We start from the raw sequence: 17,635 nt of genomic DNA on the forward strand, positions 1-17,635 counted from the left end.
ACGTGTACCTGCGGCCGACAGGACCCTCGTCGTCCAGCTGTTCCAGAACCTCGTGGAGAACGCGATAACACACGCCGACGGTCGGAAGGGAGCCGGCGGTGATCCTCGCTCCGGATTCGGCGATTGTCGACCGGAGGTTCTCGATCACCTCCTCGAACACCGCCTCGGTGTCGACGGCCTCGAAGGACACCTCGCCGCCGCCGCGGGAGTATTCGAGTAGGTCGTCGATCATCGACGACATCCTGGCCGCGCCGTCGATCGCGAACTCGACGTACTCCGACCCGTCGTCGCCGAGCTCGTCTCCGTAGCGGTTTTCGAGGAGCCTGAGAAAGCTCTGGATCGTCCGGAGCGGCTCCTTGAGGTCGTGGGACGCGACGTACGCGAAGCGTTCCAGCTCGGCGTTCGACTCCCGGAGATCGTCGACGACCGACTCGATCTCCGCCTGCATCTCTATTTTCGTGGTGATATCGCGCCCGATGCCGCAGACGTACAGCGGGCGTCCGGCGTCGTCCTCGACGACCGAGGCGGAGAACTGGTACGGGATCGTCTCACCGTCGCTCGTGGCCAATCGAAGTTCGATCGAGTGTTCGCCGTCCGACCGGACCCTCTCGACGGCCTCGACGGCGCGATCGCGATCGCCGCTGTCGAACAGCCGGAACGCGTCCAGTTCACCGAGTTCGACGTCGCTGTAGCCGGTGACCTCGGAGACGGCCTCGTTCCAGTACACGAGCCTGCCGTCGAAATCGACGATGAAGAACAGATCGGCGAGCCGATCGAGGTACTTCCCGGTGAACGCGAACTCCGGTTCGTGGGGCTCTTCGAGCAGCAGATACCGGTCCCCGTCGATCGGACGGATCGTGACTGATCGCGACGATGGGCCGTCGGAGACGACCGTCCGCTGTTTGGCTCCGGTTCGAACCGCGTGCGCCCAGAGCTCCGGCAGATCGGCGGTGAGATCCTCGGGCGGAGCGTCCCGCAGCGAACGCCCGACGACGTCCCCGTCCGGCCCGTCGATACTGTCCGCCATGCGGTCGTTCACCCAGAGGTACGTCCCGTCCCGATCGACGCACGCGATCCCGGTCGCGGACTCCGAGAGGGGGTCGTCGACGGCGTCGTCGGCCGAGGCGGTCGGCCGTGTCGCGGAGACCGCCCCAGACGCGGCGTCGCCGACTGGCTCACCGACGGCGACGAGCGGGCCGTCCGACTCGGGGTCGTCCGGGTCGAACGTCCCGTCGACCAGCGCGGCCAGGTCGTCGTCGAGCGATTCGTGCGCCTCTCGTCGAGAGAGCGTCGTCAGCGACGGGTCGGTGTCCGCCAGTCGAAGCAGTACTCGAACGTCGCGCGTTTCGGTGCCGGAACCGAGCAGTACCCGATCGAACCGGCCGCCGATCAGCCGATCGACCGCGTCGCTCACGCTCGTCGTCGTGAAGGCGTTTGGGCGATCCGCCGGCTCCCGGTCGTTGATAACCCGTCGCAGTCCCTCGGCTTCCGCACCGACGTACAACACCGTTTCGTTCATGTATCCGTGGTATCGTATCAGCTGTCGATCATTACGCGGCCGTGACGGCCCCTTACACGCGAACTTGACTTCGACACGGGACATCGGCACCGTCGTCGGAAAAGCATACCCCTTCCGCGGCGCTCAGGCTCGGCGGTGGAAGGAGTGACATGAAATAGTCATTTATATCGCAGAGCGGGAGCCGGTTGGAGTGCGGTCGGCGGACTCGGGCGACTCTCGATGGGCGGGGGCTTGACGCCGCCGCGCGGCCACGGACTCGACCGCCGCCGATCGGTGCGAATTATCAGACAGATAATCAAGGGCCCGATGGCACAATTCGGATCCATGCGTCAACTACTGACGGCGAGCGGACCGAGACGTCTGGGTGTCGATCGAATCCGGAGGTCGGTTCGTTGATGCAGTACGCCGACTTCGTGGCGTTACAGAGCGGCGGGTTCATCGAGATAGCGCTGCTGTTCTTCGTTCTCGCCGTCCTCGCCGCGGTGGCCGGACTGCGAGGCGTGGCAGGGGTGTCCATGCGCATCGCCAAGATCTTCGTGTTCGTGTTCCTCGTGTTGTTCGTCGCTTCGCTGTTCCTCTGATCTCCCTCTCGCGGCCGCGCTGACGCCTTCACTTTCGTTCTCTCTCTTTCTCTCACCTTTCGTCTCATTCCCTCCCGTTCTCTCACCTTTCATCTCGGAGGGCCGAAACGCCGCCTTCCGCGAGGTCACTCCTCCGTCGCGGAGTCACAGTCGGTCCCGCGAGCGGACGACGGCCGCCGACTCCCGGAGCGGAGCCCGCGATCCCGGCGTTTACCATCCTGATAATAATACTGGTGCCGGCCGTATCGTTCGATGCCGAAGTGGACGGCACTTCCGGCACAGCCGATCGGAGTTGAGTTCCCTGCCACTCCGAAAGGGGGAAGCGTCACAGGATCCGCGCGCAACTGCCGCACCGCCACCCTCCTGCTTTTTGTCCGTAATCCCGTCGCCGGTCCGAAGCGAGAGCCGGGCCGTCGGCGCCCGGGTGCGGACGGGCGGGCGGCGCGTCGCGGCTCACGCCGGCACGTACTCCGTCCAGGAGCACCGCCGGAAGGCGACGTCGTACCCCGTGGTGTCCCGGACCGCGTCGAGACCGTTTCGAAGCTCCGTCCACTCGTCGTCTGTGAGGTCGAGTCGCTGCTGGGTCCCCATCTCCCCGGTGTTCGCCGGATCGTCGTCGTGACAGAGGACGAGGTGGGCGATCTCGTGGAGCGCTAAGCGCGCCTGTTCGCGGGGCGAGTCGCGGTGGCCGACGACGGCCCTGTTCCCGGCGTTCATCCCGTTGACCCACCCGTCGTTCCACCGATCGCGCAACCCGTCGGAGAGGTGGCAGTAGACGCGCCCCACGTGCGGGGGTTCGCGCCGCCCCGGAACGACGACGAGCTGGAAGGCGACGTTTTTCAGGTCCGCCTCGACCTCGCGGGCGTAGAAGCTCTGGGTCGCCCAGAGGATGCTGTGCACGTCGTTCCCGTACGACTCGAGGAACCGCCGTTCGTCGATCCGGTCCGGGTGGTCGAGCCACTGCATGTGGATGCCGTTGTCGCGGAACAGCGCCTCCAGACGACGCTTGACGGAGTCGTCTACCGCCGCGGTTCCGACGTATCTCGCGTCGACGAGGAAGTCCGTCCGGCCGACCTCCAGCCCCTCGAACGAGTCGGCGCCGAAGCGGTCGACGAGACGCTCGTGGAACGCCTCCGACCGCTTCAGTTCGTCCGGGATCCCGTCGCCGCCGCTGTGTTCGGACGCCCGGTCGCGCCGGTACGCTCCGACGCCGCCGGCGGCCGCGGCCCCGACGCCGCCGAGCAGGGTCGCGCCGGTTCCGCCGAGCGAGCGGAGCACCGACCGCCGCGACCGGCTCTCGTTCTCGCCTTCGGGCCGCGGTTGGTCTGCCATCGTGTTCTCGCATCGACGGACGCCTCACTCCTATATAAAAAATCACTGACCTGACAGTAACCGAGATACTTACCGCCGCTTAACCGGTCGGAAGCGCGGCGCGAAGGAGTTCTCAGACCGACGGCTTCGGGACGGTCGGCGGCGCGAGGGCGACGCCGATCAGCGCGTTCGACACCGATCAGCGCGTTCGACGCCGGGCGAGTTCCCGCGATATGACGGCGCTCACTCGTCGTTTCGGCCGTCCTCCGCCGTCGCTCCGATCTCTTGGAGGTCCCGGTTCTCGTCCAGGTCGAACACCATGGCGAGCAGCATGAACAGCCACCCGAGCGCGAACAGGACCCTCCCGTCTCCCCTGGACGGTCCGTCCCTCAGCGCGTCGGCTCCGACCGACGCGGCCCCCAGCGCGGACGTCCCGGCCCCGAGGTAATAACACAACGCGAGGGGGTGGAAGTCGCGCTGGAGGTATTTCACTCGCAGTCGCCAGAGGAACCCTCGCAACAGCAGGATCGACAGTTTCGGGATGAAAGAGGTGTACGAGATGTGGCTGGTTTCGTCCTCGTAGACGGCCCGTCGGGGGACGTCGGCGACCCGCATCTCGTGGACGTTGAGACGGATGAGCAGGTCGTTGACGAAGCCGTAATCCTCGTACAGTTCGTCGATTTCGAGCGTTTCGAGCGCCGACAGAGAGATCGCCGTCGACCCGTTCTGCGGGTCGTTCACCTTCCAGTAGCCGCTCGCGATCCGGGTCAGCAGCGCGAGCGTCGCGTTTCCGATCTGCCGGAACGCTGGCATCTCCTCGCGCGTCAGCATTCTGTTCCCCTTGGCGTAGTCGACCCGACCCGCCGCGACGGGCTCGACGATGCGCTCGACGACGTCCGGGGCCGTTTGCCCGTCGCCGGCGATCACGACCGTGATGTCCGTCCCGTCGGCGACCGATCGCTTGTATCCCGTCTTGATCGCTCCGCCGACGCCTCTGTTCCGTTCGTGCTGCAACGGGACGACCGTCGGGGATCCCCCGTCCTCGCCGTCGACGGCGGCGGCGCGGCCGCCGGCCTCGTCGCGAGCGCCGGACTCTTCGGCCGCGACGTCGGAGCCGTCGACGTCGCCGTTTCGGGCGGAGGGATCGACCGGGACCCCGCCGTCGGCGCGGGCCTGAATCGCGCTCCACGTGTCGTCGGTCGAAGCGTCGTCGACGACGTACGCGCGATCGACGTACGTCGGAAGCGTTTCGATGACCTCGCCGATGAACGGTTCCTCGTTGTAGACGGGGATGACGGCGGCGACGGTGTGTCCCTCGTACATTCTCTGGTACGTCGGTCTGCGGCGGTTCGCGGCTTTATTATGAGACCGATATGCCGCTCTCACGTCCGCGAGCACTCCGGTTTATCGGCCGTTCGATCCGCTCTCGCGACATTAACCGCGCGATAAGGAAATGGGAGCGACTCGATGGCCAAGCCGAGACCATGAGCGACCATCAGGAGACAGTGGGTGCCGATCCGTCCGTCTCGCAGGCACTCGGGTTACCGTCGCCCGCGCCGGGGTCGGTGCCCGCGTGCGGACGCGTCCGCACGCTGAGGGGCCCGTCGCCGATCGTCGGGTGCCGATCGGCCGATCAGCGCTCCGCGTTCGAGGGCCGTCCGGGATGACCGATTCACAGCGGATAGCCCGTCACGTCGACGCCAAGCACGTCGGACCGCCCGTCTCCGTCACGGGGGTCGACTCGCTCGCGACCGCGAACGAGGGCGACCTCGCCTTCTGCGTGTACGACGACGCCAGATACGTCCGTGAAACGGACGCTGGCGCCGTTCTCTGCCCCCAGACCGTCGGTGCGGTCGCGGGGACGACGCAACTGGTCACCGACGAGCCACGGACGGCGTTCGCGGTCGCGGCGAACGAGTTTCTCGCCGAGGAACCGCTCGACCGAGACGGCGTCCATCCGACGGCGTCGGTCCACGACGACGCGGAGATCGGCGACCGGGTGCGGATCGGCCCTCACGCCGCGATCGGCGCCAACGTCCGCGTCGGCGACGACTGCTCGATTCGGGCGGGAGCGAGCGTCGGGTGCCCCGGCTTCGGGTTCGGGCGCGACGACGAGGGGGTGCCTCGAAGGTTACCCCACCGCGGTCGCGTCCGGATCGAGGACGGCGCCGAAATCGGGGCGAACGCGACAGTCGACCGCGCGGTGTTCGACGAGACCGTCATCGGTCGGAACGCCAAACTGAGCGCCAACGTGCACGTCGCCCATCAGGTCCGGATCGGCCAGAACGTCACGGTGGCGTACGGAACCGGCTTCTCCGGTCGGGTGACGGTCGGGGACGGGGCGGTGATCCAGCCGCACGTGGCCGTGGCGACGGGAGTGGACATCGGCTCCGGGGCCGAGGTCGGCATCAACTCGACGGTCCTCGACGACGTTCCGGCCGGGGAGACGGTCGTCGGGTCTCCCGCCCGGAACCGCTCGAAGGTGAGCGCCGAATGAGCAGTTCCCAAACGCCCGCGCTCGACGGCGTCGAGTTCACCTACGACTGGTACGAGCGCGCGCTGGTGTGGCTGTCGGACCACGGGTACGAATCGTCGTCCTTCGAGGGCGACGTCGGAGACGGTGACCTCCTGCTTCGTCACGACGTCGACCTCTCGCCGAGGAAGGCGCTGGAGATCGGTCGGATAGAGGCCGACCTCGGGTTCCGATCGACGTACTTCTTTCTCGTGTCGAATCCGCTGTACAACGTCTTCGACGCCGTCTGTCGCGCGGTGATCGACGAGATCGACGCGCTGGGCCACGACGTCGGCGTTCACTTCAGCACCCATCAGCACTGGTCGCGCCGACCGTCGCCAGAGGAGCTCCGAGAGCGGGTGACCGCGGAGCGGTCGGCGCTGTCGCTCGCTGCCGAGAACGTGTGCGATCCGGTGTCGTTCCACTGTCCGCCCGAGTGGGTGATCGACCGGACGTTCGACCGACTGGCGACCACGTACGAGCCGCGGTTCTTCTCCGAGGCGACGTACGTGGCCGACTCCGGACAGCGCTGGCGCGAGAGCCACCCGTTCGACACGCGGCTGTCGGAGCGGGTACAGCTCCTCACGCACCCCGGGCTGTGGGGCGAGACGGACCTGCCGTACACCGAGCGGGTGACGTCCAGCATCGACGAAAACGTCGGCTACGCCGAGCGGTTGCTCACCGACCAGCACCTCCGCGAGAAGTTCGACCCGCCGGTCGAGCTTCCCGAGAGGGAGCCGGCGGCCGATCGCTGATCCCATCCGTTCGACGACGGTCCAGCCGGCGTGACGGGCCACGAGGCGGTTCCACGTCGTCGTGTTGCCGTTCGTCGACCGTTTCGGCGTGGATACTCTGTGGATAATTAAAGGCGCCCGTGCCGATCCGTCTCAATGCGATGATCCGACGACCGAGCCCGACGACGGAGTACGGGGCGATCGATACCGTCGCCGAGATCCTGGCGAACGACGACGCGCCGGACGAGTGCATCATCTTCCGTCACTTCCCCGAGACGGACGTGTCGGGAGAAACGGTGTGGGTCTCGGCTCGGGGCGACTCGTTCGTCTCGCTCGACGAGGTGCGGTGAGCGGGTACGGAACGCGGGGTTCAACGGGCCCTCGGTGCGGCCGCTTACCTGCCGCATAAGCAAGTGGACGCCACCGGTGGTGATCGACATATGAGGAGAACAGACGCCGCGTCGGCCTCGACCTCTCGCGAAACGTCGTGTCGCGGTCGGCTCCGAGCGACGAGACGGCGACGAGCGCACCGGTGACACGATGAAGGCGTTGATCATCGGCGTCGACGCCGGCTGTCGCCCCGTCTTCGACGACCTCCGTGAGACGAACAGCATCCCCAACATCAGCGCGCTCGCCGCGGAGGGGCTCTCCACCGAGTTGGAATCGCAGATCCCGCCGTGGACGCCGAGCGCGTGGCCGTCGATATACACCGGATCGAACCCCGGAAAGCACGGCGTGTACGGATTCGTCACGTTCGACGGCTACGACTGGGAGGTCTCGACGGCCGACCACGTCCGAGCGCGGACGCTCTGGGAACTGCTCGACGACCACGGTCGATCGAGCGTCGTCGTCAACGCGCCGGTGACCTATCCGCCGGCCGACATCGACGGGGCGATCGTCCCGGGGTTCATGGCGCCGGAAGAGCCGCGGTGCCTCCCGGAAGGGCTCTTCGAGGAACTCGTCGACGAGATCGGAGAGTACCGGGTGTACCCGCGCTACTCCCGCGACGACGAACGGCGCTCGGACGAGGAGAAGATCGACGAGTACCGCCGACTCGCGCGGATGCGGGGCGACGCGTTCAGATACCTCGCCGACCGGTTCGACCCGGATCTGGGGTTCGTCCAGTTCCAGAAGACGGACACGGTGTTTCACGAGTTCGAAGGGGATCCGGAGCACGTCCGCCGCATCTACGAGGAGACCGACGAACAGATCGGCGCGATCCTCGACGCCTGCGACCCGGACTGCGTGTTCCTGGTGAGCGATCACGGGATCGGACAGTACGAGAACTTCGAGTTCAGAGTGAACGAGTTCCTCCGCGACCGCGGGTTCCTCAACGTCTCCGAAGGGGGGAAGGGGATGCCGTCGTGGAACCCGATCCGGAACCAGCTCAGGGACGGCGACGCCGACCGGTCGTGGGACCCCGGTCTCGCGGGGCGGCTCGCCCGCGGCGTCAGCCGCGTCGGTATCGACCCCCGAGCCCTCCTCGACCGGCTCGAGCACGTGGGTATGGCCGACGCCGTCCGCCGGCACGTCCCCGACGGCGTCGTCCGGGCGACGAGCAAGCAGGTCGACTTCGAGGCGTCGACGGCGTACATGCGCGCGCGAACCGAACTCGGCGTCCGGATCAACCTGGAGGGGCGGGAGCCGGACGGCGTCGTCGCTCGGGAGGAGTACGAGGCGGTCAGAACGGAGCTGATGGACCAGCTCAACGACGTGCAGACGCCCGACGGGAAGCCCGTCTTCGAGGAGGTGGCCCCCAGAGAGCGGTACTTCAGCGGGCCGTTCGCTGAGGACGCGGTCGACATCGTCACTGTCCCGCGGGACTTCTCCGAGTTCCTGTCGGCGCAGCTCCTCGGAGACCAGTTCGGCCCACCGACCGACCCCTGGAACCACAAGCTCGAGGGGGTCCTGATCGCCGCGGGCGACGGCGTTGCGCCCGACGCGGCGGTCAACAACGCACACATTTTCGACGTCGCTCCCACGGTCATGGCGGCGATGGGCGTCCCGTACAGCGACCGGATGGACGGGACGGTGCTCCCGATGGTGTCGGACACCGGAACCGCTCCGTATCCCGCTGTGGACGGGACGACGCTACCGTAGCCGCTCGCCGTCGCCGCAGGCCGTGGCCGCTCGCCGTCGCCGCAAGCTGTGGCCGCTGGCCGTCCGGGTCGTGGCCGCTCGCCGTCGCCGCAAGCTGTGGCCGCTCGCCGTCCGGGTCGTGGCCGCTCGCCGTCGCCGCGGGTTGAGGGTCGATCGCCGGAACCGCCGTCACTGCCGTTCGGGGAGCGACCTGATCCCGGTTTTTATCCCGTCTGGGACGTTCGAAAGCTCCCACTCGATCCGCGATTTGAGCTGCTGTTTCCCCCGCTCCGTGAGCATGTACTTGTTCGTTCTGTGGTCGTGACTACCCTTCTCCACGAGGCCCTTCTCGACGAGTGCATCGAGGTTCGGGTAGAGCCGGCCGTGCAGGACGTCCGACCCGTAGTACCGCTCGACGGCCTCTTTCACTTCGACCCCCTTCGGCTCCTCCAACCCGAAGGTCGTGAACAGGAGATCGCGTTGAAACGCGGTCAAGTCCATCATCCGTACTCGTCGTACGCGGGTCAGGCATTTACTTCGTCGACATCGTTACGGAACTTAGAACCCACGTAAGCGACCGCGACGCCGAAGCGCCGCGAGCCGCTTCGGCCGTTCCGGTCGGATCGCTACTCCTGTTGGTCAGAGAGCTCGAGGCCGTCGACGTCGGACTGGAGATCCACGACGTTCTCGCGACCGATCCTGACGCGTTTGACGACCTCCTCCTCCTCTAAGTCCGACAGCACGCGGCTCACTTTCGCCTTCGACCACTCCGTCGACTCGATGATCTCGCTCTGTCGCATTCGCCCGTCGTTACGCTTGAGCAGCCGACAGACGACCTCCTCGTTCGTCAGGATCGACTGGTCGATCGGCGACGGATCCCCGCCGGTCGTCTCGTCGGCCGAGTCCCGATCCGGCCCGGGGCCGTCGGTGCCCGAGCCGTCGGACTGGCCGCTCGCGCCCGCTCCTCCGCCTCCGTATCTACGGACCGCCATCACGCCCACCCAGCCGATCGCTATCAGACCGAGGAGCACCGCGGCCAGAATCCGGTGGAGCAGGTACGGCTCGGTCGGATCGAGTCCCAACCGAACGAGCGTCGCGTCGTTGACGCCGTCGCCCGTCGTGTCGCGGACCAGCGGGTTCGTTCCGTACTTCTTCACCTCCTCCCAGTCGGTCAGTCCGTTGTCCGACGTGTCGGGGGTCGTGATGTCCGTCCCGTGTTTGAACTCCTCCGCGTTCGTCAGTCCGTCGCCGGTGAGATCGCCCTCCTTCTCGATCACCCTCACCTGAAGGGTCGCTTCGTCGACGACGTCGTTCTCGTCGAGGCCCGGGTCGGACAGCTCCATGAGGACGGTGTGATTCCCGGTCGCGTTACTCGGCCAGGAGTCAGTGGAGAGGCGGACGGTTCGGGTGGAGTCGGCGGAGAGTTCGACCTCCACGCAGTCGAACGAGACCGACGAGTCATCGCCCTCTCTGAACCCCCGTCCACAGAGATCGAACGACCCGCTGTCGTTGCCGGACGCGACGGTGACGTTCAATCGGAGCCCCTCCTCCTGCCAGACGAACGGGGGGCCCGGGTGGTCGTCGATCGTCTCGTACTGCGACTCGATGTAACCGTCGCCCTCGAGCGTCACGTTCTGGATCACGGCACCGCCAGAGTCGGTCTGGGCAGGTCCCGAGGTCGCGCCCTCAGCCAGCGACGCCTGACCGACCCCGGCCATCGCGCCCGAGCACACCAGCGCGACGAAAACGAGGCAAACGACGGCGGTTCGGCCGATCTCGCCAGTCTCGCTCATGATCTCAGGCCCCGCGGCCCGCGGCGGACGATCGGCGCCGTCCCCTGCTCGCACGACCTGTGAACGGGGCTCTCAGTCGCGAGGCAATCGGTCGTAGCCGCCGAGCGCTCGGTCGGAGCCGCCGGGCGTTCGGCGGCGACTCGGGCATGAGACGGAGCGAGGACGATGCGTATTCACGTGTGGCCATCGGGGTGATTTTGAGAGGTCTCCAGAACACACTTTCTCGTTGATTTGAGGTTGTTCGTTGTGCCTAAATTAATGTTTCCCTCGGAGATACCGTCGCGCACCGTCGCGGGACGACTCGGACGAGCGCGGAACCGACCGTCGTCGAACGCGACGCGACCGCCCGCCGTCCGCGGGCCGTGACCGAACGCGTCGTGAGCGACGCGGAGTGCCGGGAGCGCGGAAGCGCGGAGAGAGGCGGGAACGGAGGTGACGTCGCCTCTGAGAGTGTCGCAGACTTCGTTCGTTTCAGAAAGTCCCATTCGGGCGAGAATCGTCGCCCGTCTGTATTATTATGACGCTCCTCAGGCGACCGGCCGCGGCTCGGGACGCGGCCCGAAGCCCGTTACGTATGACGTAAGGCTCGGGCTCCCACGGACGGGCCTTCTGACGGTCAGTGAACCTCGGAAGCCGAGTGGGCGCTCGTCGCACCGGGCCGCGGCTGCGACGCTCTCGCGTCAGAAGCGGTCGCTCGGGACCGAGGCGGGCGATGAGGGAGTTAACGGCCTCATAACTTAGCCTCGGGACCGTCGAGATGAGTCGATGCCACACCAGAACGAGTTCACGGAGTACGCGCTCCTCGCGGACATCCGGACGAATGACGTTCAGAATCCCCAAGAGCTCGCCACGATCTGGGGACCGATACGACGGGAGTGTACGGACGTCGGTGCCGAGGTCACTCACTCGTACGCGGTCCTCGGCGAACACGACTTCCTCGTCTTGCTGGACGCGCCGAGCCGGGACGTCTGTTTCAAGGCCTCGCTGATCATGGAGCGGCACGGCCTCGACGTCCAGTCGATGGAGGTGGTCCCGACAGAGGCGTTCGGTGAACTCGTCGAGGACCTCTGAGTCGGAGCGGCGACTGGCACGGAGCGTCGCATCGGACACCGCCGTTCGGTCCGCTCGCCGCGTCCGGTCGCTCCCGCGAAACAAAGAGTCGTCGTCGCTCGGCTGGCGTCGGTCGTCGTTCAGTTCTCGGCGGGTCTCGGTCTCTGCGCGGTTCTCGGTCGCCCTTCAGTTCTCGGCGGATGACGGAACGAGTTCGGAGCGGTACGCGTACGCGACCGTGCCGACGAATATCGCGAGCACGACGGTCGCGACGGAGAGTCCCGAGAGAAGCGGCGTCAGTAGCCCGGCCCAGCCGGCGGCCACTAGGAGCCCGGCGCCGCCCGCGGTCTTGAGGAACGTCTCGCGCCGCTCGTTTTCCGCCGAGGTCGCGGCCGTCTCGGCCGGTGCGCTCTCGGTCGATGGCTCCGGATTCAGGTACCGCTGTACCCGATCGAGCCGCGGCCGAGGCTCGACGTAGCCGCGCGGTTTGTTGTAGTCGATGAGCCCCAAGTCGTCCAGCTTCGGGAGGTGAGACTGGTACAGCGCGATGTACACGCGCTGGCGTTGGTCCGAGTGCAGCCGCTGTACCGTCGTGTCGTTCTCCCACGCCGCGATCTGAACGGCCATGTCCCGCATCTCGATGACGTCGTCGACGTCGTCCAAGTAGCGGAGGACGTTCCGCCGACGCTCGTTCTGTAGGACGTGAAACACGTCGTCTAATTCGAGCGGTTCCGTGTCGGAACCGGCGTCCTCGATACCCGGAAGCGAGTCGACGGACACGTCGTCGTCGGTCTCTTGGTCCGGTTCCGAGGGTGTCGGTTCGCCGTCTGATTTAGATGCTGCTTTCATCTCTGTCTCGACCTCAACTGGATACAATTATGTACAGATAGAAAAAAGGGAGATACATTTGTGGAGGATTACGCCATCTTACTCACCTTTTCACCGAGTTTCAGTCAACTCGATAAGGTTGCGCAGCCGATTCGTCTCACGAACACGTACGCGGAGATATATTGTCGAGACCGGACGGAGTCGTCACGTCCCGCGATTTTGTTCCGAACAGTATCGACCGTCTATCATTACAGTAGTAGCGGTGTAATCCCACGCGGTATCTGGCGGTTGGGATCGGCCTAAGCCACGGACCGGCGGCCCGCCTCTCGGGTCGGCGATAGGTCGGGCGCCGGCCCCGGACCGGGACCGGCGTAATGCCGGTGTCCCCCCGTGCCGGGGCGCGTGCGGGCGAGTGGGGACATGCGGGCCGACCGGGGCGCGTGCGGGCGACAGGGGCGCGTGCGGGCCGACCGGAGCGCTCCCGACGCTCGTCCCCGGAGTGCGCGTCGCTCAGGGAACGGAAACGGCCGCCGGCGACGTCGGTCGGTGACGCCGGCCGGCGGCCGGGGGATCGAGGCGCGATCCCGACCCGTCGACCGCGAAACTGCCCGCAGACGGGGGGAAGCGGTTACCTGACCGATAATAATGCGGTGTGGCTCCGAGAGATCATCCTACCGATGTTTGCGACGACCGCTGCGACTACCGTGCCGATGGATCGACTGGACCGCGGCTCGCCGGGACCGGTCAGATGACGGTGCCGATCGCCGATCCGTCCGTCGGAACGGCCGAGCGCGAACGCCTCGAATCGGTGCTCGCCTCGGGCCAACTGGCGGACGGCAACGAGGTCCGCGCGTTCGAATCGGCGTTCGCGGAGCACTGTGACGTCGACCGGGCGGTGGCCACCGCGAACGGGACGGCCGCGCTTCACGCCGCCCTCAGAGCCGTCGGCGTCGGCGACGGGTCGGCCGTCGTGACGACGCCGCTCTCCTTCGTGGCGACGGCGAACGCGATCCGGTTCACGGGAGCGACGCCGGTGTTCGCGGACGTCGACCCGGAGACGTACAACCTCGACCCTGACGCGGTCGAGGCGGCGATCCGGTCGGAAGGCGGCGACGTCGACGCGATCCTCGCCGTCCACCTGTACGGGTTGCCCGCCGACCTCGGACGGCTCCGCGAGATCGCCGACGCCCACGACGCCGCGTTGGTGGAGGACGCCGCGCAGGCGCACGGGGCGACGTACGACGGGCGGCCCGTCGGCGCGATCGGCGACGCGGGGTGTTTCTCGTTTTACCCCACGAAGAACATGACGACCGGGGAGGGCGGCATGGTGACGACGGACAGCGCCGACGTCGCCGACCGGGTCCGCCGCTTCATCGACCACGGCAGGGGAGACGGGTCGTACGAACACGCGACGCTGGGGCACAACTTCCGGATGACGAACCTCGCCGCGGCGATCGGCCGGGCGCAACTCGAGAAGCTCCCCGAGTTCGTCGAACGGCGCAGGGCGAACGCCGCCCGCCTCACGGACCGGCTGGCGGAGACGCCGGTGACGACGCCGACCGAGCCCGCGGAACGCCGACACGCCTACCACCAGTACACCGTGCGCACGAGCGATCGCGAGCGGCTCCGGCACGCGCTCGAAGAGGCGGGGATCGAGTCGGGCGTCTACTATCCGACGGTGCTCCACGAGCTGGAGAGCTACTCGGGGGTCGACGCGAGCGCACCCGTCGCGGAGCGAGCGACCGGAGAAGTGCTGTCGCTTCCGGTTCATCCGAAGGTGTCCGCGTCGGATATCGAGGCGATCGCCGAGGCGATCGACCGGGCGCTTTCGGCCGACGGGCCGGAGGGGCCCCGATGAGCCCCGACCGCGTCCGAGCCGGCGTCATCGGGGCCGGCAGCATGGGACAGAACCACGTTCGCGCGTACGACGAACTCGCGGGGGCCGAGCTGGTCGGCGTTCACGACGTCGATTCGGAGCGCGCCGAGCGCGTCGCGACGGAGTACGGGAGTCGGGCGCTGTCGTTCGCGGAGCTCCTGTCCGCCGCCGACGTCGTCACCGTGGCCGTCCCGACGGAGTACCACTTCCAGGCGGTGCGCGAGTGTATCGACGCCGGCGTCGACGTGCTCGTGGAGAAACCGTTCGTCGAACACGTCGACCGGGGACGCTCCCTCCTCGAGTACGCCGACGAGCGGGGCGTCACGGTCCAGGTCGGGCAGATCGAGCGGTTCAACCCGGCGGTCCGAGAGCTGTTCACCCTGCTTCCGGACGTCGAGATCCGCGCCGTCGAGGCCCGTCGGCTCGGACCGCCGCCGGACCGGGCGATCGACGACTCGGTCGTGATGGACCTCATGATCCACGACATCGACCTGCTCTTACAGATCCTCGACGAACCGGCGGAGGTCGCGGCGGCGAGCACGGGCGACGGGGAGTACGCGACCGCGACGGTCAGGTCCGAGTCCGGCGCGATCGGTACGCTGACCGCCAGCAGAGTGACGCAGGAGAAGATCCGCGAGCTCGTCGTCTCCGGCGCGGACCGGAAGATCGAGGTCGACTTCATCGACCAATCGATCGAGATTTGCCGGCGCTCGGTCCCGGAGTACGTCCGAGACACCGGCTCCGTCAACTACCGTCACGAGACGGTCGTCGAGAACCTCGTCGTCGAACGCCACGAGCCGCTGAAAGAGGAGCTCTCGTCGTTCATCGCGGCCGTCCGGGAAGACGAGGAGCCGCTCGTTACCGGGGAAGACGGGCTGCGCGCCGTCGAACTCGCCCAGCGGATCGACGGTATCGGCACGCCCGTCGAGGAGTTCGAGATCGAACGGACGGCGTGAGCCCGAGCCGGGACCCCTTCGGCGACCGATACGACCGCGTCGCGGAGAAGTCGCGCGGCGGGCCCTTACGACACTCGTAAGCGCGATTCGCCGACTCGCGACTGACCTATGGGCCCCCATAATAATCCCCCGTCACGGGGAAGGGTGTGACGAGTATGCCTTCGAAATCAGCAGTCGCCGCGGGTATCGCCCTCGTCACCGTCACGCTCCTCGTGTACATCCGCCGATCGGCGGACGAGCGGTGACCGGATGCGTGACGAACCCGAGCGGATGCGCGACGAGCCAGACCGGAGACGCGACCAGCCAAACCAGATACGCGACGAGCCTGACTGGATACGCGACGACTCAGACCGACCGCGCGACGACCCGGATCGGATGAGCGAACCCAACGTCGTGCTCGGCGACGACGTCGCGATCGACGATCCCCGTCTCGTCGGCTACGTCCACGACGAGTCCGCGCCGCCCGCGGTTATCGGCGACGGAGCGACCGTTCGGTCGGGGACGGTCGTCTACGCCGACGTGGTCGTCGGCGACCGGTTTCAGACGGGTCACGACGCGCTCGTCCGCGAGGAGACCCGGATCGGCGACGACGTCCTCCTCGGGACGAAGGCCGTGATCGACGGGCGGACGACGGTCGGGTCGGACGTGAGCATCCAGACCGGGGCGTACGTCCCGTCGGAGACGACGATCGGCGACGACGTCTTCGTCGGTCCGCACGCGGTCCTCACGAACGACCCGTACCCGGTGCGAGCGGAGACCGACCTCGAGGGACCGACTCTCGAAGACGGCGTCAGCGTGGGGGCGAACGCGACCGTTCTTCCGGGCGTCACCGTCGGGGAGGACGCGTTCGTCGCCGCCGGCGCCGTCGTGACGGACGACGTGGGCGCCGAGGAGCTCGCCGTCGGCAGCCCGGCGGACACGGAACCGCTTCCGAACGCACTCCGGCAGCGGAACTCGGTGTAACATGTACCAGACGCCTTCCACGAGCCGCGAGCGAAGCTACGCCGACGGCGTCGTCGAACGCGCCGCGGACGAGCGGTCGACGGCCGACCGCGCGCCCGACGTCGAGTCCGCGACGGTGTGTGTCGTCGGGCTCGGCTACGTCGGCGTCCCGCTCGCGGTCGCGTTCGACGAGCAGGGGTACGACATCGTCGGCTACGATATCGACCCGGACCGAGTCGCGGAGTTCCGGAACGACCGCGACCCCACGGAGGAGCTGGGAGACGACCGGATCGCCGACAGCCAGATCCGGTTCACCGACGACCCGACGGCGATCCGCGACGCCGACTACGTCCTCATCACCGTTCCGACACCGCTCGACAGCGGGCAGAACCCCGAGCTCGCGTTCGTCAGGAGCGCGGCGGAGACCGTCGCCGAACACGTGAGCGAGGACACGACGATCGTGTTGGAGTCGACGGTGTACCCCGGCGTCACGCGGGACACCGTGGCGCCGATCGTGGAGGAGGGTTCCGGGTTCACGCTCGGCGACGAGTTTCACGTCGGCTACTCGCCGGAGCGGCTCTCGCCCGGGGATCAGGGGCGAACGCTGCAGGAGGCGGTCAAGATCGTGAGCGCCGACACCGCGAGGTCGCTCGAGGAGCTCGCCGCCCTGTACGACTCCGCCGTGGACGCCGGGGTCTACCGGGCGCCCTCGATCGAGACCGCCGAGGCGGCGAAGGTGCTCGAGAACGTCCAGCGCGACCTCAACATCGCCCTGATGAACGAGATGGCCATCATCTGTGACCACCTCGGCCTCGACACGAGCGAGGTGATCGACGCCGCCGCGACCAAGTGGAACTTCCACGACTACAGTCCCGGCCTCGTCGGCGGCCACTGCATCCCGGTCGACCCGCTCTACCTCGCCCACGGCTCCGAGCGGGCCGGGTTCTCTCCGAAGCTCATCTTCCAGGGACGGGAGGTCAACGAGTACATGCCGAAACACGTCGCGGAGGTCACGGTCAAGGCGTTCAACGCGGTGGGAACGGTCCCGAGGGACGCCCGGCTGCTGATCCTGGGGGCCGCGTACAAACCGAACGTTGGCGATATTCGAACGTCGGAAGTGAAGAGCCTCGTCGCCGCGCTCGGCGAGTACGACGTCGACTGCGCGGTCTGTGACCCGGTGGTCGACGACGAGGTGATCGCCGACGCGTTCGGGACCGAGACGGCGACCCTGGGCTCGTTCGACGACTTCGACGGTATCGTGCTGGCGACCCCGCACGACGCCTTCGCCGATCTCGACTACGAGCGGGTGGCCGAATCGCTCAATTCGGACCCGGTGTTCGTCGACGTGGACGGCGTCGCCGATAGGGACGAGATCGGCCGGGCCGGCTACGAGTACCGACGGTTATGAGCTCGACGGCCTCCCGAGCCCGTCGGAGCGCGACCGATCGCGGCGG

Annotated in this window: 16 protein-coding genes; 10 read left to right on the plus strand and 6 right to left on the minus strand. The window is 67.4% G+C overall.

The genetic code is table 11. From position 1 onward, the window contains the following. Positions 1–1,519: PAS domain-containing protein (locus DJ73_RS08460; RefSeq protein ID WP_176451105.1), on the minus strand; the 1,519-nt coding region annotated here is incomplete at its 3' end. Between the two features lie 395 nt (positions 1,520–1,914). On the opposite strand from DJ73_RS08460, the gene DJ73_RS08465 reads away from it, so the two are divergent. Continuing rightward, positions 1,915–2,100 (plus strand): DUF1328 family protein, encoded by a 186-nt coding sequence (locus DJ73_RS08465; RefSeq protein ID WP_094525779.1) that lies wholly within the window; start codon positions 1,915–1,917, stop codon positions 2,098–2,100. Positions 2,101–2,553: 453 nt separating this feature from the next. On the opposite strand, the gene DJ73_RS08470 is transcribed toward DJ73_RS08465, so the two are convergent. Both DJ73_RS08470 and DJ73_RS08475 read right to left on the minus strand, forming a co-directional pair. Then, complete coding sequence (locus DJ73_RS08470; protein ID WP_094525778.1) at positions 2,554–3,432, minus strand: hypothetical protein; 879 nt, start codon at positions 3,430–3,432, stop codon at positions 2,554–2,556. Positions 3,433–3,654: 222 nt separating this feature from the next. After that, on the minus strand, positions 3,655–4,734 hold the full coding sequence (locus DJ73_RS08475; protein ID WP_094557770.1) for a glycosyltransferase family 2 protein: 1,080 nt from the start codon (positions 4,732–4,734) through the stop codon (positions 3,655–3,657). Between the two features lie 340 nt (positions 4,735–5,074). Here DJ73_RS08475 and DJ73_RS08480 point away from each other — a divergent pair, with 340 nt between their 5' ends. The 4 genes from DJ73_RS08480 to DJ73_RS08495 all read left to right on the plus strand — a co-directional run bounded on the left by DJ73_RS08480 (position 5,075) and on the right by DJ73_RS08495 (position 8,757). Then, positions 5,075–5,908 carry an LpxD N-terminal domain-containing protein gene (locus tag DJ73_RS08480; protein ID WP_094525776.1) on the plus strand — a complete coding sequence of 278 codons (834 nt, stop codon included), beginning with the start codon at positions 5,075–5,077 and terminating at the stop codon, positions 5,906–5,908. Then, complete coding sequence (locus tag DJ73_RS08485; protein WP_094525775.1) at positions 5,905–6,678, plus strand: hypothetical protein; 774 nt, start codon at positions 5,905–5,907, stop codon at positions 6,676–6,678. The genes DJ73_RS08480 and DJ73_RS08485 overlap by 4 nt, the downstream gene beginning before the upstream one ends. A 140-nt stretch (positions 6,679–6,818) precedes the next feature. After that, entirely contained in the window at positions 6,819–7,007 is a 189-nt protein-coding gene (locus DJ73_RS08490) for a hypothetical protein (RefSeq protein WP_094525774.1), read from the plus strand. Between the two features lie 190 nt (positions 7,008–7,197). Further along, entirely contained in the window at positions 7,198–8,757 is a 1,560-nt protein-coding gene (locus DJ73_RS08495) for an alkaline phosphatase family protein (protein WP_094557771.1), read from the plus strand. Between the two features lie 168 nt (positions 8,758–8,925). On the opposite strand, the gene DJ73_RS08500 is transcribed toward DJ73_RS08495, so the two are convergent. Further along, positions 8,926–9,240, minus strand: coding sequence for a helix-turn-helix transcriptional regulator (locus DJ73_RS08500; protein WP_094525772.1), 315 nt, complete (start codon positions 9,238–9,240; stop codon positions 8,926–8,928). A gap of 122 nt (positions 9,241–9,362) precedes the next feature. Further along, entirely contained in the window at positions 9,363–10,529 is a 1,167-nt protein-coding gene (locus DJ73_RS08505) for a helix-turn-helix domain-containing protein (protein WP_094525771.1), read from the minus strand. A gap of 765 nt (positions 10,530–11,294) precedes the next feature. Here DJ73_RS08505 and DJ73_RS08510 point away from each other — a divergent pair. After that, positions 11,295–11,600 carry a GYD domain-containing protein gene (locus tag DJ73_RS08510; protein ID WP_094557772.1) on the plus strand — a complete coding sequence of 102 codons (306 nt, stop codon included), beginning with the start codon at positions 11,295–11,297 and terminating at the stop codon, positions 11,598–11,600. Between the two features lie 165 nt (positions 11,601–11,765). Here the strand turns inward: DJ73_RS08510 and DJ73_RS08515 are convergent, their stop codons facing one another. Then, the gene (locus DJ73_RS08515; protein ID WP_094525769.1) at positions 11,766–12,428 is read right to left on the minus strand and encodes a hypothetical protein; all 663 of its coding nucleotides are present in this window, start codon (positions 12,426–12,428) and stop codon (positions 11,766–11,768) included. 727 nt (positions 12,429–13,155) lie between these two features. Between DJ73_RS08515 and DJ73_RS08520 the strand changes: the two genes are divergently transcribed. The 4 genes from DJ73_RS08520 to DJ73_RS08535 all read left to right on the plus strand — a co-directional run bounded on the left by DJ73_RS08520 (position 13,156) and on the right by DJ73_RS08535 (position 17,589). Next, complete coding sequence (locus tag DJ73_RS08520; protein WP_094557773.1) at positions 13,156–14,265, plus strand: DegT/DnrJ/EryC1/StrS aminotransferase family protein; 1,110 nt, start codon at positions 13,156–13,158, stop codon at positions 14,263–14,265. Further along, positions 14,262–15,239, plus strand: coding sequence for a Gfo/Idh/MocA family protein (locus DJ73_RS08525; protein WP_094525767.1), 978 nt, complete (start codon positions 14,262–14,264; stop codon positions 15,237–15,239). Before DJ73_RS08520 ends, DJ73_RS08525 begins: the two co-directional genes overlap by 4 nt. A 375-nt stretch (positions 15,240–15,614) precedes the next feature. Next, positions 15,615–16,202 (plus strand): acyltransferase, encoded by a 588-nt coding sequence (locus tag DJ73_RS08530; RefSeq protein WP_094525789.1) that lies wholly within the window; start codon positions 15,615–15,617, stop codon positions 16,200–16,202. 1 nt (position 16,203) lies between these two features. Then, complete coding sequence (locus DJ73_RS08535; RefSeq protein WP_094525766.1) at positions 16,204–17,589, plus strand: nucleotide sugar dehydrogenase; 1,386 nt, start codon at positions 16,204–16,206, stop codon at positions 17,587–17,589. The last annotated feature ends 46 nt before the right edge of the window (positions 17,590–17,635 follow it).

This window comes from Halorubrum sp. Ea1 (genome assembly GCF_002252965.1).
GTDB lineage: Archaea > Halobacteriota > Halobacteria > Halobacteriales > Haloferacaceae > Halorubrum.

What these genes read in the sequence shown, in the direction of transcription:
- DJ73_RS08465 (WP_094525779.1), top strand. Translation starts at nt 1,915, where the DNA reads ATGCAGTACGCCGACTTCGTGGCGTTACAGAGCGGCGGGTTCATCGAG.
- DJ73_RS08470 (WP_094525778.1), bottom strand. Translation starts at nt 3,432, where the DNA reads ATGGCAGACCAACCGCGGCCCGAAGGCGAGAACGAGAGCCGGTCGCGG.
- DJ73_RS08475 (WP_094557770.1), bottom strand. Translation starts at nt 4,734, where the DNA reads ATGTACGAGGGACACACCGTCGCCGCCGTCATCCCCGTCTACAACGAG.
- DJ73_RS08480 (WP_094525776.1), top strand. Translation starts at nt 5,075, where the DNA reads ATGACCGATTCACAGCGGATAGCCCGTCACGTCGACGCCAAGCACGTC.
- DJ73_RS08485 (WP_094525775.1), top strand. Translation starts at nt 5,905, where the DNA reads ATGAGCAGTTCCCAAACGCCCGCGCTCGACGGCGTCGAGTTCACCTAC.
- DJ73_RS08490 (WP_094525774.1), top strand. Translation starts at nt 6,819, where the DNA reads ATGATCCGACGACCGAGCCCGACGACGGAGTACGGGGCGATCGATACC.
- DJ73_RS08495 (WP_094557771.1), top strand. Translation starts at nt 7,198, where the DNA reads ATGAAGGCGTTGATCATCGGCGTCGACGCCGGCTGTCGCCCCGTCTTC.
- DJ73_RS08500 (WP_094525772.1), bottom strand. Translation starts at nt 9,240, where the DNA reads ATGATGGACTTGACCGCGTTTCAACGCGATCTCCTGTTCACGACCTTC.
- DJ73_RS08505 (WP_094525771.1), bottom strand. Translation starts at nt 10,529, where the DNA reads ATGAGCGAGACTGGCGAGATCGGCCGAACCGCCGTCGTTTGCCTCGTT.
- DJ73_RS08510 (WP_094557772.1), top strand. Translation starts at nt 11,295, where the DNA reads ATGCCACACCAGAACGAGTTCACGGAGTACGCGCTCCTCGCGGACATC.
- DJ73_RS08515 (WP_094525769.1), bottom strand. Translation starts at nt 12,428, where the DNA reads ATGAAAGCAGCATCTAAATCAGACGGCGAACCGACACCCTCGGAACCG.
- DJ73_RS08520 (WP_094557773.1), top strand. Translation starts at nt 13,156, where the DNA reads ATGACGGTGCCGATCGCCGATCCGTCCGTCGGAACGGCCGAGCGCGAA.
- DJ73_RS08525 (WP_094525767.1), top strand. Translation starts at nt 14,262, where the DNA reads ATGAGCCCCGACCGCGTCCGAGCCGGCGTCATCGGGGCCGGCAGCATG.
- DJ73_RS08530 (WP_094525789.1), top strand. Translation starts at nt 15,615, where the DNA reads ATGAGCGAACCCAACGTCGTGCTCGGCGACGACGTCGCGATCGACGAT.
- DJ73_RS08535 (WP_094525766.1), top strand. Translation starts at nt 16,204, where the DNA reads ATGTACCAGACGCCTTCCACGAGCCGCGAGCGAAGCTACGCCGACGGC.